This window comes from Burkholderia sp. BCC0397 (assembly GCF_902832865.1).
In the GTDB taxonomy this organism is placed as follows: Bacteria; Pseudomonadota; Gammaproteobacteria; order Burkholderiales; family Burkholderiaceae; genus Burkholderia.
Genome location: NZ_CADFDL010000007.1, coordinates 263,004 through 278,572 on the forward strand (window position 1 = coordinate 263,004; position 15,569 = coordinate 278,572).

The following is a 15,569-nucleotide window of genomic DNA, read 5'->3' on the forward strand; positions in this document are numbered from 1 at the left end:
GTCACCGCTGCCCGAACCAGCGGTCGAAGCGCCGCGTGTAATTCAGGTCGACGCCCTGGAACGTGCCGCCGTAAGCGGATACCGACCAGAAGCGCGTCAGGTTGATCGTCGCCTTGAACGCATTGCTCGCCGATTGCAGCCCCTGCTCGAAACCGAGCACGAACCGCTCGTTGATCGCCTTCGACACCAGCACGACCTGCGGATCGGTCAGGCCGACTTCGCTGCGGCCGACCGAGACCTCGTCGAGACCGAAAGTCTGCGCGACGCGCTTGCCGGTCACGCTACCGAGCAGCCCGAGCGCCGCCGTCATCGCCCCCTGCTGGCCGACGTTGTTGCCCTGGTCGGTACCGTGCCCGAACAGCAGCCACGACAGCTTTTCGTTGTCCGTGACGTTCGGCTCCGACACGAGCTTGACCGTCGGCGCCTGGGTCGTGCCCGTCACCTGCACGCCGGCCTCGACCTCCTGGTTGCGCCGCATCGCGAGGATGTTGACGCCTGGGTTCGACACCGGGCCGTTGAACGTGAAGAAGCCGTTCTCGACCGCGAGCTTGCGGCCGAACGTCGTGTACGTCGAACCTTCGGTCACGCGCACGTTGCCGACCGCACGCAGCGGCACGCCCGGCGCGCTCATCACGGTGATCGTGCCGCGCAGCCCGAGATCCGCGCCGTGGCCCTTGAAGCGGAAGTTGTTGCCGAGCCCCACGTCGATGTTCGCGCGCGGCGCCAGCGACGGCGCAGGCTTGTTTTCGACCGGCTTCGGCTTCGCGACCGCGGTGCCGGTCGGCGTCTCGCCGCGCACCGTGCCGTCCGGCTGCACGATCACGACGTCGTCGGACAGGTGCGGCGCCGCTTGCTCGGGCAGGTCGAACAGCGCGCGGTCGACCACGAACTTGCCGTCGATCGACAGCGCGCCGCGCGGCCCGTCGTTCGCGACGGTGGCCTTGCCCGACAGCGACAGCTTGCGGTCCGGCGCCGCGAACAGCTCGAGCTTGTCCGCGACGATGCTGGCGGTCAGGTCGGGCGCCTCGCCGTCGAGGCGCACGCGGCCGAGCGCGCGCAGCGTGCCGTCGCCGCCGTGAAACTCGACCTGCTGGAATTCGACGAGGTTGTCCGACAGCTTCACGCGCACGATGCCGTCCTTCAGCTGCACGCCCTGGTCGATGAGCGTCGCGGACAGGTCGTCGCCCGTCAGCGTCCCCGACAGGTTCGGCTTCACCGGCGTGCCGGAGACCGTCAGCTTCAGCGCCGCGCGACCGCCGAGCAGGTAGCTCGGCCCGAACAGGTTGCCGGTGGTCTTCAGCGCCGGGATGTCGGCGTCGATGCGGCCCGACAGCGGACCGTCGTCGACGATGCCGAACACGCCGTCGCGCAACGCGAACGGCACCGTGACGTTCGCGTCGAGCGTGCCGATCCGGCTCGCCTTCGCGAGCGCCGTCACGTTGAGCCGGTTGCCGGGCGCGAAGCTCGCGCGGGCGGACAGATCGGTCAGGCCGAGCGACGCGATGCCGCGCCCGGTCTCGATCGTCACGTCGCCGCCGCGGCGCTTCACCTGCACGTAACCCGTTGCGTTCGCGCCGAGCGAGAAATCCCAGTCGGCATCGAGCACGACGTCGGTCCGCACCGGCGGCCGCTGGCCGGTCAGCGCCTGGCGCACCTCGAAGAAGCGCGCGACCGACGCGCCGGTCACGGTGCCCGCCGAGCGCATCTGGCCGCGATCGAACACGAACGCTTTCAGGTCGATCGCCGCGCCTTCGAGCGTGAGCCGCGTCGCGCCGAGCGTCACGCGGCCGGCGCCGGCCGATATCGTCAGCGGCGCCTGCAGCGCGAGCGCCGGCGTGCCGCGATTCGCGAGACGGGTGACGGTGCCGTCCCAGCGCATGCCGTCGCGGTTCTCGACCACGCCGCCGTTCGCCGCGAGCGTCAGGTCGATCACGCGGCCGCCGGCCGCCCCGAGCGCCGATGCGTCGAGCGTGTGCTTCGCGCGCGTACCGTCGAGGTTCGCGCGCAACGATTTCAGCTTGAGCGAGCCGAGCGCGATGTCGGCCGCGTCGGCCGTGAACACGAGCGCGCCGTGCGCGCCGTCGCGGATGTCCGCGCGGCCCTGGGCGGTGCCGATCCGGTTCGAACCGACGACGACGTGCTCGGCCTTGTAGGTGGCCGTCACGTTCGGATGCGCGAAGCTGCCGGTCAGGTCGCCCTGCGCCTGCACGAGCCCTTCGACGCCGAAGCCGAGCCGGTCGAGCTGCGGCGCATCGACGACGAAGCGCAGCCGGTCGCCGGGCGCGCCGAAGCTGCCGCGCAGGTCGACGTGGTTGCCGGCAATCGACAGGTTCGCGTTGCTCGGCAGGATCCGCGAGCCGGCGAGCTGCACGACGCCGGCGCCGGTCAGCGGCACGCCGTCGTACAGGCTGTCGGCGAGCTTGAAGGTCGCCTTCGTCGAAACCTGCGGCGCGAACGCGCCCGACGCGGTCAGCGTGCCCGACACGCGCGTCTCGCCGCGCCTGGCCGGCGCCTTGGCGGCCTTCGCAGGCGCCTTGCCGCCGCCCGCCTTCGGTGCGCTCATCGCGGCCAGCAGCAGCGGATCGAACGCGGTCAGCGTCGCCTTCGCGTCATAGCTCGAATGCGCGTCGTGGCGGAACACGCCCGTCAGGTCGATGCGCCCCTTGCCGGCCGTCACGCGCGTGTCGGTCAGCACGGTCTGCTGCTGCGTCAGCGCGACCTTGGCGCGCGCGCCAAGCGCGAGCTTCGGGTCGTTCAGGTTGAAATCGACGGTCGTCACGTCGCCCGCGAGCGTCACGCCGAGCGGGCCGCCGAGGCGCATCGGCCGCAGCTCGGCGACGAACGCGTTCAGGTCGAGGTTCGCGACCTTCAGGTCGAAGCGGCCCTTGCCGCCCGCGAGCGTGCCGCCGCCGGTCACGCTGCCGTCGCGGATCAGCTTCAGCGCGAGACCGTCGATCCGCTGCGCGTGCGCGTCGAGATGCACGTTCGCATGCGCGTCGATCACCGGCAGCAGATGGTCGCCGAGCGTGCCCGGCTTCGCGTTGACGATCGACACCGGGCCCGTCACCGCGAACCCCTTCGCGGGCGCCGAGCCTGCCGGCGCGCTCACCGGTGCGAGTTCCGCGCGCACCGCCAGATCGGCCGCGGGCGCGCCGGGCGAGAGCGCCTGCGGGTTCACGTGGTCGAACGCGAGCGACGCACGCGTGAGCGGCACCGTGCCGAACGGCGCGGCCTCGACGTGCGCGCGCCCATTCAGCTTCATCCCGCTTGCGTCGACGTCGGCGACGAGCGCCTCGAGCGAGCCCGACACGCGGGCCCGCGCGTCGACCGCTTCGTCGGACAGCTTGCCGGCGTAGGTGGCTTCGCCCGTCAGCGCGAACGGCTTCACGCCGTCGAGCTTCGCACGCGCGGTCAGCGCGCCGTACCGGGTATCGACGCCGTCGAGCACGAGTTCATGGTGACGGCCGTCGCTGCGGCCGTTCAGCGCGAGATGGTCGAGCTGCGTCGTCGAGCCGCCTTCGTGAATGGCGAGGCGGTCGACGCGCAGGTCGTCGATCCGCACCTGCAGCGGCAGGCTCAGGTCCTGCGGCGCCGCACTCGGCGTCGACGGCCCCGGCGCGATCCGCACGTCGATCGTGCCGGCGCGCAGATAGACGACGGACAGCCGCCACGGCGCGCGCGTCAGTGCCCAGCGGCCGTCGAGCCGGTCGATGCGAACCTCGGTGCCGGTGCCGTCGGGGCTGGTCCATGCGAACCCGCGCAAGCGCACGCCGGTGGCGAGCGAGCCGCCGTCGAGCGTGCCCGCGAGCCGCGTGCCGAGCACCTTGCCGGCCGCCTGCCACGCGAGCCGCGTCCCGCGCTCGGTCGTCACCGCGCCCAGCACGAGCCCCGCCGCCAGCACGACGAGCAGCACGACCGTCGCGAGCGTCCACGCGACGACACGCCACGCGCGGCCGCGGCGCGGCGCGCGCGGCGGCGTGTCGGGCGCGCCGTCGGGCGAATCCGGATCGTGAGGCGGCGGCGTGTCGTTCGGGTCCTTCGTCATGCGGTTCGTCGTGCGGGTCGTCGTCAATAGGACGGCAGGTTCAGAAAGCGATGCCGAGCGTCAGGTACGGGCGCACGCTGTGGTTGCGCAAGCCGTACGCGACGTCGACGTTGATCGGGCCGACCGGGCTGCGCCAGCGCGCACCGACGCCCACGCCCGGGTAAAACACGCGCTCGCCCCACGCATCGGTCGCGGTGCCGATGTCGAAGAACGTCGCGGCGCCCCAGTCGCGGTTGAACCAGTGCTGGTATTCGGCCGTGCCCGTCATCAGGTACTTGGTCGGCAGAACGGAGCCGTCGACGCTGTTGCCGATGCTCTGGTAGCCGTAGCCGCGCACCGAGTTCGAGCCGCCGGCGCGGAACAGCAGCGACGCCGGCACGCCGGTCGAGCTACCGCTCGTAAACACGCCGCCGAGCTCCGCGCGGAACACGAACAGGTCGCGCTTGCCGATCGGCAGGTACTGCTGCCCGCGCGCGTAGCCGCGGATGAAGGTTTCGTCGGCCAGCACGTGCTTGACCGCGAAGCCGGCCTCCGCGTGAATCAGGTTGCCCGAGCGCGGGAACAGCGGATCGTCGACGTTGCGGCGGGTCCACGCCCACTGCGGCACCAGCGCGCGGCTCGTGGTCGGCCCCGCGCCGTTCTGGTCGAGCCGGTCCTGGTAGTACATCAGCGAATACGCATAGTCGATGAACTGGCCGGTGCGCGTGCGCTGCACGCCGACCCGCGCGCTGTAGATGCGCGTATCCGACACGTTGGTGTTCGTGTACGACGCGAGCACGCTGTTGGTCCAGCCCTTCTCGCCCGGCGGCATCGACAGCTGGACCTGCCCGTACTGCTGGATCTGGTCGAGCCGGCCCGACACGGTCAGCGGCCACGCGGCGCCAAAGGTGTCGAGATACGTATAGGAACCCTGCACGTGCGGCCCGGTATCGGTGGCGAAGCCGACGCCGCCGCGGATGTTGTTGTACGGGAACTCGCTGACCTTCACGTGCACGGGCGTGCGCTCGGGCTTCGACGTATCGTCGCCGACGTCGATCGCGACGCTCGCGTAGTACGGCGTGTTCTGCAACTGCCGCTGCAATTCGGTGATCCGCCGCACGTCGTAGATCTCGCCTTCCGACAGCGGATTGACGTTCGTGACGATTCTTTCCGGATAACGGCGCACGCCGTCGACATCGACCTTGCCGATCGTGAACGTCGGGCCGCTGTCGAACGTGACCGCGAGCGTCGCGCGCTGCGTGCGCGGGTCGACGCGCGCCTCGGACGACACGATCTTCGCGCCGAGATAGCGGCGCGCCTGCAGTTGCCGGAGCGCCGCGCCCTTCGCGTCGTCCCAGTCGGACTGCGTGAACGGGTCGCCCGGCTTCATCGAGAACGCGAAACGGGTGGCGGTCTCCTGCTTCGGATCCTCGGTTTCGACGGGCCCCTTGAACGCCAGGTCGACCGTCGACACGACGGTCTGCTTGCCCGGATCGACCGCGATGCGCACGTCGCGCTTGCCGTCGCGGGTGCGCACGTCGGTGCGCACGACCGGCGAGAAATAGCCGGCCGTCGCGGCCAGGTCGCGCACCTGCTGCGGCGTGGCGGTCACGAGGAAGTCGAACTGGTCGTCGCTGATGTCGTCGCGCTTCGCGAAGCGGGCGATATCGAGATGCGCCTTGAGGAGCTTGCGGATCGAGCGCGGCGCGTCGATGTCGACGTCGTACTTCGCGTGGGCCGGCAGCGCGAAGCACGCGGCCAGGCAACCCGCGAGGGCCGCCCGCGCGACACGGGCCGCGGCGCGGGCGCGATCGCGTGCCGCGCGCGGGCCCGCGTCATGCGCCGTGTGTGCTTGCTGGTTCGACTGCCCCGCCAAATATGACCTCGCCGTCCTGGATTGTTACGGTTACATGGAAAACCCTGTATTTGACCACAGGGCGCGCGCGTCACAGCCAAACGATTGTGAAAGAGTGCTAGGCCCCGACAGGGCCGCCGCCCAATGCCCGCCGGCACCGGCCCGCGGATTCGACGCGCGATTGGCGCCGGCTGTTCCCCGCGATGCGGTAAAATCCCGCCATCGCGAATCCGGCGCATCGTGCGCCGCCCGAAACGGAAGATCCAGCCATGCCGTACCAGTCCGACGTCACGCAGTTCCTGAACCAGCTCAAGCAGCAGAAGCCGACGCTCGAAGAAGAGCAGCGCAAGGGCCGTTCCCTGCTGTGGGACAAGCAGCCGATCGATCTCGAAGAGCGCGCCGAGCAGCAGGAATCGCGCGTGAAGCAAACGTCGTACGTCTACTACCAGAACTTCTGACGACGTGAGCGCCGCCGACGAGGCCAGCGCCGCCCGGCAGGACGACGCGATCGCCGCGCCCGCGGGCGCCGATTCGACGCCCGACACGGTCGACGGTGTCGCGGCCTTCGCTCGCCTGTACGGCGAGCCGCTGTTCAAGCTGCCGCAGGATCTCTACATCCCGCCCGATGCGCTCGAGGTGTTCCTCGAGACGTTCGAAGGCCCGCTCGACCTGCTGCTGTACCTGATCCGCAAGCAGAACTTCAACGTGCTCGACATCCCGATGGCGCAGGTCACCGCGCAGTATCTGGGCTACGTCGACCAGATCCGCACGTCGAATCTCGAGCTGGCGGCCGAGTACCTGCTGATGGCCGCGATGCTGATCGAAATCAAGTCGCGGATGCTGCTGCCGGTCAAGAAGGCCGACACCGGCGAGGAAGCCGACGATCCGCGCGCCGAACTCGTGCGCCGGCTGCTCGAGTACGAGCAGATGAAGCTCGCCGCGCAGCGCCTCGACCAGCTGCCGCAGCTCGGCCGCGATTTCCTGCGCGCCGAGGTGTACATCGAGCAAAGCGTCACGCCGCGCTTTCCCGACGTGAATTCGGACGATCTGCGCGGCGCGTGGGCCGACGTGCTCAAGCGCGCGAAGCTCGTCCAGCACCACAAGATCTCCCGCGAGGAGCTGTCGGTGCGCGAACACATGAGCCTGATCCTGCGCCGGCTGCAGAACGCGCGCTTCATGGAGTTCGCCGACCTGTTCGACACGTCGCGCGGCGTGCCGGTCGTCGTCGTGAACTTCATCGCGATGCTCGAACTCGCGCGCGAATCGCTGCTCGAGATCACGCAGGCCGAGCCGTTCGCGCCGATCTACGTGCGCCTCGCGTACCTGCCCGCGTAAGGGCCGCCCCCGCCGCTTCCCGTTCCCCGGTTCGTTCCGACGCTCGCCGCTTCGCCGCGGCGAAGGGCCGTCCGGCGGGTGTCCGGCATGCCCCAATAAAAAGTGAACGATCGTTCTTTTATCGATGCGTGCCGCGGCCAAATCCTCTACAATCCGCCGACGCCCGATGCGCCGCCCGCGCGCCGGCGTTCTCCGCTTCGACCCCGACGCCGCTGCTGCGGCGTCAACGCGCGCCTGCGCGAGGAACCCGCTACCCGATCATGAAAGTCATCAGCTCGATCCAGGAACTGCGCGACCAGCTGCGCGGACAGAACCGCACGGCGTTCGTGCCGACGATGGGCAACCTGCACGAAGGGCACCTGTCGCTGATGCGCCTCGCGCGCCAGCACGGCGACCCGGTCGTGGCGAGCATCTTCGTCAACCGGCTGCAATTCGGCCCGAACGAGGATTTCGACAAGTATCCGCGCACGCTCCAGGACGATATCGAGAAGCTGCAGCAGGAAAACGTGTACGTGCTGTTCGCGCCGACCGAGCGCGACATGTACCCTGAGCCGCAGGAATACCGCGTGCTGCCGCCGGACGATCTCGGCGGGATTCTCGAAGGCGAGTTCCGGCCCGGCTTCTTCACCGGCGTGTGCACGGTCGTGTCGAAGCTGATGGCGTGCGTGCAGCCGCGCGTCGCCGTGTTCGGCAAGAAGGATTACCAGCAGTTGATGATCGTGCGCCGGATGTGCCAGCAGCTCGCGCTGCCGGTCGACATCATCGCCGCCGAAACCGTGCGTGACGAGGACGGCCTCGCGCTGTCGTCGCGCAACCGCTACCTGTCGGTCGACGAGCGCAAGGAAGCGCCGGAACTCGCGAAGACGCTGCAGCGCGTGCGCGACAGCGTGCTCGCCGGCGAGCACGATCTCGGCAAGCTCGAACAGCAGGCCCGCACGCATCTGGCCGATCGCGGCTGGGTGCCCGACTACCTGTCGATCCGCCGCCGCGCGAACCTGATCGCCCCGAGCGCCGCCGAACTCGAAGCCGGCGAACCGCTCGTCGTGCTCGCGGCCGCGAAGCTCGGCGCGACGCGCCTCATCGACAACCTGGAAATCTGACGGGCGGCCCGCCCGCGCCTCTCACGACGCATCACGGAGACACCATGCAGCGCCACATGCTCAAATCGAAGATCCACCGTGCGGCGGTCACGCACTGCGAACTGCACTACGAAGGTTCGTGCGCGATCGACGAAGACCTGCTCGAAGCGGCCGGCCTGATCGAAAACGAACGGATCGACATCTGGAACATCAACAACGGCGAGCGCTTCTCGACGTACGCGATCAAGGGCGAGCGCGGCAGCGGGATGATCTCGCTGAACGGCTCGGCCGCGCGCCGCGCGCAGCTCGGCGACCTCGTGATCATCGCCGCGTTCGCGATGGTCGACGAAGCCGAACTGCAGGCCGGCTGGAAGCCGAAGCTCGTGTTCATCGACGACGGCAACAAGATCAAGGGCCACCGCGATCACGTGCCGACGCAGAACTGGACGTAATGCGGCCGCCCGCCCGCGCGTGTCACGGCACGCCGGGTGGCCGTCCCGGCGCCGCGCGCGTCACGACGGTCGAAACTGCTCAGCTGCATACAAAGAAAGGGCCTGATCCGGCGCGATACCGGATCAGGCCCTTTGTCACTCGCCCCTGCCTTGCTCGGCCGCAACCGGCCGCCCGGCATCGCCCGAGTTCAGCCCAGCGGCGCTCAGGACGCCTTGGCGGCCTTCTCGGCCTTCGGCGCGCGGCGCTCCGCCCATTCGACGATCGGCCGCCACTGTTCGAGATCCTTCTCGACCCGGCTTTTCGCGACGTCCCACAGCGTCAGGCCGTGCGCGGCGATCTGCACGTAGTTCTGCGTGTCGCGCACGTAGCCGAGCACCGGCAGGCCGAGCCCTTCGACGAACCGGTGCAGCTGGTCGGACGAGCGCGTGCGCGCATCGACCCGCATCCCGACGATCCCGACCTCGACGCTGCCCTTGCGCACGGCCTTCTCGCCGGCGAGGCGCTCCAGAAACTGCTGGGTCGCGAGAATATCGAACATCGACGGCTGCAGCGGCACGATCACCTTGTCGGCCAGTTGCAGCGCGACGTTGAGCCGCGTGCCGTGCAGGCCGGCCGGCGTATCGATCACCGCATATTCGAGGCCGCGCGGCGGCTTCGACGGCGCCTCCGGATCGAGCTCCCACGCCTCGATCGCCGGCAAGCCGGCCGGCCGCAGGTCGAGCCACGCATGCGCGGACTGCTGCCGGTCCAGGTCGGCCAGCGCAACCCACGCGCCCTGCGCCGCGAAATAGCCGGCTAGATTGGTGGACAGCGTGCTCTTCCCCACGCCGCCCTTCGGATTCGCCACCACGATGACCGTCATGAATTTCCCCGAAAAAGCCGCGCGGCGCCGGCCGCATGGCAGGCGCCGCTCGATTGCGGATACAGGGAGCGATGATATCGGCAAACGGGGGGTCACCGGAACCGGTCGCACCGAACCGCGTGGCGCTTTCGTCTGCTTTCCTTCACGTCACGCGCGCCGGACCGCGGCCTCCCGCGCGCCGATCGCGAGCGCGCCGCCGCCCAGCAGGGCCTGCACGGCCAGCGTGACGGCCCAGAACGCCGGATATTCCCAGCCGCCGTGCGGCGACGCGAAGCTCCAGCCGTTCGGCAGATGCGCGGCGACCGCGCCGAGCATGAACGGCAGCAGCACCAGCGCGGCGTTGCGCACGCGGAACCCCGCGAGCAGCGCCAGGCCGCCCGCCAGTTCGACGAACGTGGTCAGGTACGCGAGCCAGGCCGGCAGGCCGATCGACGCGAAGAACTGCGCGGTGCCGGGCAGCGTGAAGACGAATACTTTCTGCGCGACGTGCGCGAGGTACAGCACGCCGAGGGCGATGCGCAGCAGCGTCGCGGCGAAATCGTTCAGGCGGTTGGCATTCATGACGAATTCCTTCGTGAGTGGATGGGAATGGATCGCACTCTATTCGAATCGATTCGGCCGATAAACACGTCATTCAGCTTAAATTGATTCCACCTGGGAACGAATTGAAGTAAAAAAAGGGCATGACCGATCATGCCCTGCATCCTGCTCAGTAACCGCTCTTGCCTTGCGTGGCGTCGCCGCCGGACTGGCCGCCGCCCGGCGCATACGAATCGCACGCATGCGCGGCCGCGGACGCGCCCAGCAGCGCCGCAAGCAGCACGCTCCACCACCATCGAGCCCTCATCGTCGCCCTCCTTCGGGCGGACCTCCGCCCTCCTTTGTTGTACGCGATCGGGCGGAAAAAGCGAGGGCGGACCGGCCCGCTCTCAACGAAACTCGGCGTACAGCGCGTCGAGGTCGAGATGCTCGGCGAACGTGTCGGCCAGCCGCTCGAGCGACGCCTCGCGCAGCGCCGGATAGTCGATGCGGGCCGCGCCGTCGAGCCCCGCCCACGCGAGCAGCGCCGCGCAGGCGTCGGGCGCGTCGAACAGCCCGTGCACGTAGGTCGCGAGTATCTGGCCGTCGGCCGACCTCGCGCCGTCGGGACGCGTGCCGTCCTGCGCGGCATCGGCGGCCAGCGTCAGCGCGGGCGTCGCGAGCGCCGGCCCGCGCGTGTCGCCCATGTGGATCTCGTAGCCGCGCACGGCAGGCTCGCCCGGCAGCGCGAGTTGCCCGGTCACGTTCTTCAGCGTCTTGTCGGGTTGCAGCGTCGTGTCGAAATCGAGCAACCCGAGCCCCGGCACGCTGCCGGGCGCGCCTTCGAGGCCGAGCGGATCGTCGAGCGTGCGGCCGAGCATCTGCATGCCGCCGCAGATACCGATCACCTTGCCGCCGTAGCGCAGGTGGCGCCGGATCAGCGCGTCCCAGCCCGCGTCGCGCAGCCACGCGAGGTCGCGCTGCACGCTCTTCGAACCGGGCAGGATCAGCAGGTCGGCGTCGGGCACGGGGCCGCTCTTCCAGTACGTGAATTCGACTTGCGGATGCGCGCGCAGCGGGTCGAAATCGGTGTGGTTGCTGATGCGCGGCAGCGCGGGCACGACGACGCGCAACACGCCGGCATCGCCGCGCACGGCGGCGCTGCGCGCCTGCGCGGGCAGCATGTCCTCCGCGTCGAGCAGCAGCCCGTGCAGGTACGGCAGCACGCCGAACACCGGCTTGCCCGTCTGTGCGCGCAGCCAGTCGAGCCCCGGTTCGAGCAGCTTGAGGTCGCCGCGGAAGCGGTTGATCACGAAGCCGCGCACGCGCGCCCGCTCGCTGTCCGACAGGCAGGCGAGCGTGCCGACCAGATGCGCGAACACGCCGCCGCGATCGATGTCGGCCACGAGCACGACCGGGCAGTCGACGCGCTCGGCAAACCCCATGTTCGCGATGTCGCCGTCGCGCAGGTTGATCTCGGCCGGGCTGCCGGCGCCTTCGACGATCACCGTGTCGTAACCGGCGCGCAGACGCGCATACGACTCGAGTACCGCGTCGAACGCGACCGGCTTGTAGTCGTGATACGCCCGCGCGTCGAGGTTCATGCGCGCCTGGCCGTGAATGATCACCTGCGCGCCGCGGTCGCTCGTCGGCTTCAGCAGCACCGGATTGAAATCCGTATGCGGCGCAACGCCGGCGGCCAGCGCCTGCAACGCCTGCGCGCGGCCGATCTCGCCGCCGTCGACCGTCACCGCGCTGTTGAGTGCCATGTTCTGCGGCTTGAACGGCGCCACGCGCGCGCCGCCGCGGCGCGCGAGGCGGCACAGGCCCGCGACGAGCGTGCTCTTGCCCGCGTCGGACGTCGTGCCCTGGATCATCAGCGTGCCGCGCGGCCGCGGCTCGGGTGCATTCATCGTGTAAAAGGTCGTCGCGAAGCAAAGGCGGCATTATCGCCCGCGGCGGGTCGCCCGCGCCGTTACAATCACGCGATGATTCCGCACGACCTCACCTTCGTCCTCGGCGGCGCGCGCTCGGGCAAGAGCGCGCATGCCGAGCGGCTCGCCGCCGACAGCGGCCGCCCCGTCACCTACATCGCGACCGCGACCGCCGCCGATGCCGAATTCGCGCAGCGCATCGCGCATCACCGCGCGCGCCGGCCGGCCGACTGGGGGTTCGCCGACGCGCCCGTCGATCTCGCGGGCACGCTCGCGCGGCTCGACGATCCGCACGCGTGCCTGCTCGTCGACTGCCTGACGCTGTGGCTCACGAACCTGCTGTGCCCCGCCGACGGCGAACCGCTCGACGACGCGCAGTACGCGACGCAGGTCGAGCGGCTCGAGCACGCGTTGCGCGGCGCGCGCGCGAAGGTGATCGTCGTCAGCAACGAGATCGGGCTCGGCGTCGTGCCGCTCGGGTCGGTCACGCGCCGCTACGTCGACGAGCTCGGCCGCCTGAACCAGCGCGTCGCCGCGCTCGCGACGCGCGTCACGCTGCTGGTGGCCGGGCTGCCGCTCGACCTCAAGGCGGGCGCGCCGTCATGCTGATGCTGTCGCTGCCCGTCGTCGCGATGCTCGCGGTCGCGGCCGCGATCGTCGACCGCGCCATCGGCGAGCCGGCCGGCTGGCATCCGCTCGTCGCGTTCGGCCGCTTCGCCGCGCGCATCGAAGCCGCGCTGAACACGGGCCGGCGCGGCCGCGTGGTCGGCGTCGCCGCGTGGCTCGCGGCGGTCGTGCCGCCGGTAGCCGTCGCGGCATGGCTCGTCTCCGTGCTGCCGTGGCCGTTCGCGGCCGCGCTGCACGTGGCGCTGCTGTGGTTCGCGCTCGGCGCGAAGAGCCTCGCCGACCACGTCGCGCCGATCGCCGCCGCGCTGCTGCGGCGCGACCTCGACGCGGCGCGCACGCTGACCGCGCGCATCGTGTCGCGCGACACCAGCAACGCGGACGAAGGTGCGCTGTCGCGCGCCGCCGTCGAATCGGCGCTCGAAAACGGCAACGACGCGATCTTCGGCGCACTCTTCTGGTTCGTCGTCGCGGGCGGCCCCGGCGCGTTGCTGTTCCGGCTCGCGAACACGCTCGACGCGATGTGGGGCTACCGCACGCCGCGCTTCCTGACCTTCGGCTGGGCCGCCGCGCGCATCGACGATGCGCTGAACTGGATTCCCGCGCGCCTCACCGCCGCGAGCTACGCGCTGCTCGGCGACACCGCCGCCGCGTGGCGCTGCTGGCGCACGCAGGCGCGCCACTGGGACAGCCCGAACGCGGGCCCCGTCATGGCCGCGGGCGCCGGCAGCCTGAACGTGCAGCTCGGCGGCCCGGCCGTCTATCACGGCGAGATCGAGGATCGCCCGGTGCTCGGCACCGGCGCCACGGCCACCGCCCTTCACATCGTCGCCGCGCTGTCGCTCGTCACGCGCACGCTCGCCCTGTGGCTCGCGCTGCTGGTCGCGAGCGGCGCACTCGTCATGGCCACCCATCATGTCTGATTCATCCATCGCGCACGGCGGCAACCTGCACGAGGCCGCCCGCCGCCACGGCATTCCGTACGACGCGTGGCTCGACCTGTCGACCGGCATCAATCCGACGGGCTTCCCAGTGCCGCCCGTGCCGGCCGACGCATGGCGCCGGCTGCCCGACGACGGCGACGGCCTCGCGGCCTGCGCCGCGCGGTACTACGACGCGCCCGATGCCGCGCACGTGCTGCCGGTTGCCGGCAGCCAGGCCGCGATCCGCGCGTTGCCGGCGTTGCTGCCGGCCGGCGACGCCGGCGTCGCGGCGCTCGCGTACGGCGAATACGCGCCCGCGTTCGCGCGCCACGGCCATCGCGTCGTCGCGCTCGACATCCGCGCGGATGCGCTGCCCGCGACACTGCGCCACGTCATCGTCGGGAATCCGAATAATCCGACCGCCGAGTTCGTGCCGACCAGGCGCCTGCTCGGCTGGCATGCGCAACTGGCGGCACGCGGCGGCACGCTGATCGTCGATGAAGCGTTCGCCGATACGGGCGCCGCGCCATCGCTCGCGCCGCAGGTCGATCGTCCGGGGCTCGTCGTGCTGCGCTCGGTCGGCAAGTTCTTCGGGCTCGCCGGAATCCGCGCGGGCTTCGTGCTCGCATGCCCCGACGAAATCGTCGCATTGCGCGACCGGCTCGGCACGTGGACGGTCGGCGGCCCCGCGCGCCACGCGGTCGCCGCGGCGTTCGCCGATCGTGCGTGGCAAGCGGCTACCCGCGAGCGGCTCGCGGCCGACGGCGAACGACTGGCCGCGCTGCTGCGCGCGCACGGCTTCGCGGTTCATGCCACACCACTCTTCAGCTGGACCGACGACCCGCGCGCCGCGGCGCTGCATGCGGCGCTCGCGGCGCGCGGCATCTGGACGCGGCACTTCCCGACCCCGTCGAGCGTGCGCGTCGGCCTGCCAGGCAGCGAAGCCGAATGGCAGCGCCTCGGCGATGCGCTCGCGCATTGCGTGCCGCTGCTGCAGCGAGCCTCGGCATGAGTCCACGCCTGTTCCGCCGGCTCGCGCCGGCCGCGCTGCTGGCCGCGCTCGCTCACGCGCCGCTCGTCCACGCCGATGTCACGACGCGCGACGACGCCGGCAATACGGTCACGCTGCCCGCGCCCGCGCAGCGCGTGATCAGCCTCGCGCCGCACGCGACCGAGCTCGTCTACGCGGCGGGCGGCGGCGCGAAGCTCGTCGGCACCGTCACGTACAGCGACTATCCGGCCGCCGCGCAAGCGGTGCCTCGCGTCGGCGACAACAAGGCGCTCGATCTCGAACGAATCGCCGCGCTGAAGCCCGACCTGATCGTCGTCTGGCGGCACGGCAACGCCGAGCGGCAGACCGACGCGCTGCGCGCGCTGCACATCCCGCTGTTCTTCAGCGAACCGAAGCATCTCGACGACGTGTCGTCGTCGCTGCGCCGGCTCGGCACGCTGCTCGGCACGCAACCGACTGCCGATGCCGCCGCGGCCGCCTTGACGCACGACATCGCGGCACTACGCGCACGCTACGCGGCACGCCCGCCCGTCACGCTGTTCTTCCAGGTGTGGGACCGCCCGCTGACGACGCTCAACGGCACGCACCTGATCAACGAAGTGTTCGAACTCTGCGGCGGCCGCAACGTGTTCGCGTCGCTCAAGCCGCTCGCGCCCGCCGTGACCGACGAGGCCGTGCTCGCGGCGAATCCGGAAGCGATCGTGACGACGAGTGCCGGTGCGACCCGTTCGAGCGAACCGCTGCCGAGCCTCGCGCGCTGGCGCGCGTGGCCCGCGCTGACGGCCGTGGCGCGCCACAACCTGTTCGCGATCGACGGCGATCTACTGACGCGGCCGTCGCCGCGGATCGCGCAGGGCGCGGCCACGCTGTGCGAGGATCTGGATGCCGCGCGTGCGCGGCGGCCGGCGCGCTGATTTCCAGCGGCTGGCAAGTGCATCGCGCACCGATG

Annotated in this window: 14 protein-coding genes; 8 read left to right on the plus strand and 6 right to left on the minus strand. The window is 70.6% G+C overall.

Annotated features, from left to right (window positions below):
- Position 1 precedes the first annotated feature (1 nt).
- Complete coding sequence (locus HWX03_RS22610; RefSeq protein WP_175872728.1) at positions 2-4,045, minus strand: translocation/assembly module TamB domain-containing protein; 4,044 nt, start codon at positions 4,043-4,045, stop codon at positions 2-4.
- A gap of 40 nt (positions 4,046-4,085) precedes the next feature.
- Entirely contained in the window at positions 4,086-5,900 is a 1,815-nt protein-coding gene (locus tag HWX03_RS22615; protein WP_175872729.1) for an autotransporter assembly complex family protein, read from the minus strand.
- Between the two features lie 248 nt (positions 5,901-6,148).
- Here HWX03_RS22615 and HWX03_RS22620 point away from each other — a divergent pair, with 248 nt between their 5' ends.
- The 4 genes from HWX03_RS22620 (at position 6,149) to panD (ending at position 8,745) form a co-directional block, all read left to right on the plus strand.
- Positions 6,149-6,337, plus strand: a complete 189-nt coding sequence (locus HWX03_RS22620; protein WP_006478107.1) for a DUF3460 family protein — start codon at positions 6,149-6,151, stop codon at positions 6,335-6,337.
- Positions 6,338-6,341: 4 nt separating this feature from the next.
- A complete protein-coding gene (locus HWX03_RS22625) occupies positions 6,342-7,214 on the plus strand; it encodes a ScpA family protein (protein WP_175872730.1) in 873 nt (290 codons plus the stop codon).
- Positions 7,215-7,474: 260 nt separating this feature from the next.
- A complete protein-coding gene (panC, locus tag HWX03_RS22630; RefSeq protein ID WP_175822245.1) occupies positions 7,475-8,314 on the plus strand; it encodes a pantoate--beta-alanine ligase in 840 nt (279 codons plus the stop codon).
- A gap of 44 nt (positions 8,315-8,358) precedes the next feature.
- Positions 8,359-8,745, plus strand: a complete 387-nt coding sequence (gene panD / locus HWX03_RS22635; RefSeq protein WP_011545962.1) for an aspartate 1-decarboxylase — start codon at positions 8,359-8,361, stop codon at positions 8,743-8,745.
- A gap of 203 nt (positions 8,746-8,948) precedes the next feature.
- On the opposite strand, the gene HWX03_RS22640 is transcribed toward panD, so the two are convergent.
- The 4 genes from HWX03_RS22640 to HWX03_RS22655 form a co-directional block, all read right to left on the minus strand.
- A complete protein-coding gene (locus HWX03_RS22640) occupies positions 8,949-9,608 on the minus strand; it encodes a ParA family protein (protein ID WP_174389159.1) in 660 nt (219 codons plus the stop codon).
- Positions 9,609-9,755: 147 nt separating this feature from the next.
- Positions 9,756-10,169: a DoxX family protein gene (locus HWX03_RS22645; RefSeq protein WP_175872731.1), complete on the minus strand. Its 414-nt coding sequence runs from the start codon at positions 10,167-10,169 to the stop codon at positions 9,756-9,758.
- 148 nt (positions 10,170-10,317) lie between these two features.
- A complete protein-coding gene (locus HWX03_RS22650) occupies positions 10,318-10,455 on the minus strand; it encodes a hypothetical protein (RefSeq protein WP_162838115.1) in 138 nt (45 codons plus the stop codon).
- A gap of 82 nt (positions 10,456-10,537) precedes the next feature.
- On the minus strand, positions 10,538-12,040 hold the full coding sequence (locus tag HWX03_RS22655; RefSeq protein ID WP_175872732.1) for a cobyric acid synthase: 1,503 nt from the start codon (positions 12,038-12,040) through the stop codon (positions 10,538-10,540).
- A 75-nt stretch (positions 12,041-12,115) separates the two neighbouring features.
- On the opposite strand from HWX03_RS22655, the gene cobU reads away from it, so the two are divergent.
- The 4 genes from cobU to HWX03_RS22675 are packed head-to-tail and all read left to right on the plus strand — an operon-like array spanning position 12,116 to position 15,534.
- Positions 12,116-12,670 (plus strand): bifunctional adenosylcobinamide kinase/adenosylcobinamide-phosphate guanylyltransferase, encoded by a 555-nt coding sequence (cobU, locus tag HWX03_RS22660; RefSeq protein WP_175822241.1) that lies wholly within the window; start codon positions 12,116-12,118, stop codon positions 12,668-12,670.
- Positions 12,664-13,608, plus strand: a complete 945-nt coding sequence (gene cbiB, locus HWX03_RS22665) for an adenosylcobinamide-phosphate synthase CbiB (protein WP_175872733.1) — start codon at positions 12,664-12,666, stop codon at positions 13,606-13,608. Before cobU ends, cbiB begins: the two co-directional genes overlap by 7 nt.
- Positions 13,601-14,620, plus strand: coding sequence for a threonine-phosphate decarboxylase CobD (gene cobD / locus HWX03_RS22670; protein ID WP_175872734.1), 1,020 nt, complete (start codon positions 13,601-13,603; stop codon positions 14,618-14,620). The genes cbiB and cobD overlap by 8 nt, the downstream gene beginning before the upstream one ends.
- Positions 14,617-15,534, plus strand: coding sequence for a cobalamin-binding protein (locus tag HWX03_RS22675; RefSeq protein ID WP_175872735.1), 918 nt, complete (start codon positions 14,617-14,619; stop codon positions 15,532-15,534). The genes cobD and HWX03_RS22675 overlap by 4 nt, the downstream gene beginning before the upstream one ends.
- The last annotated feature ends 35 nt before the right edge of the window (positions 15,535-15,569 follow it).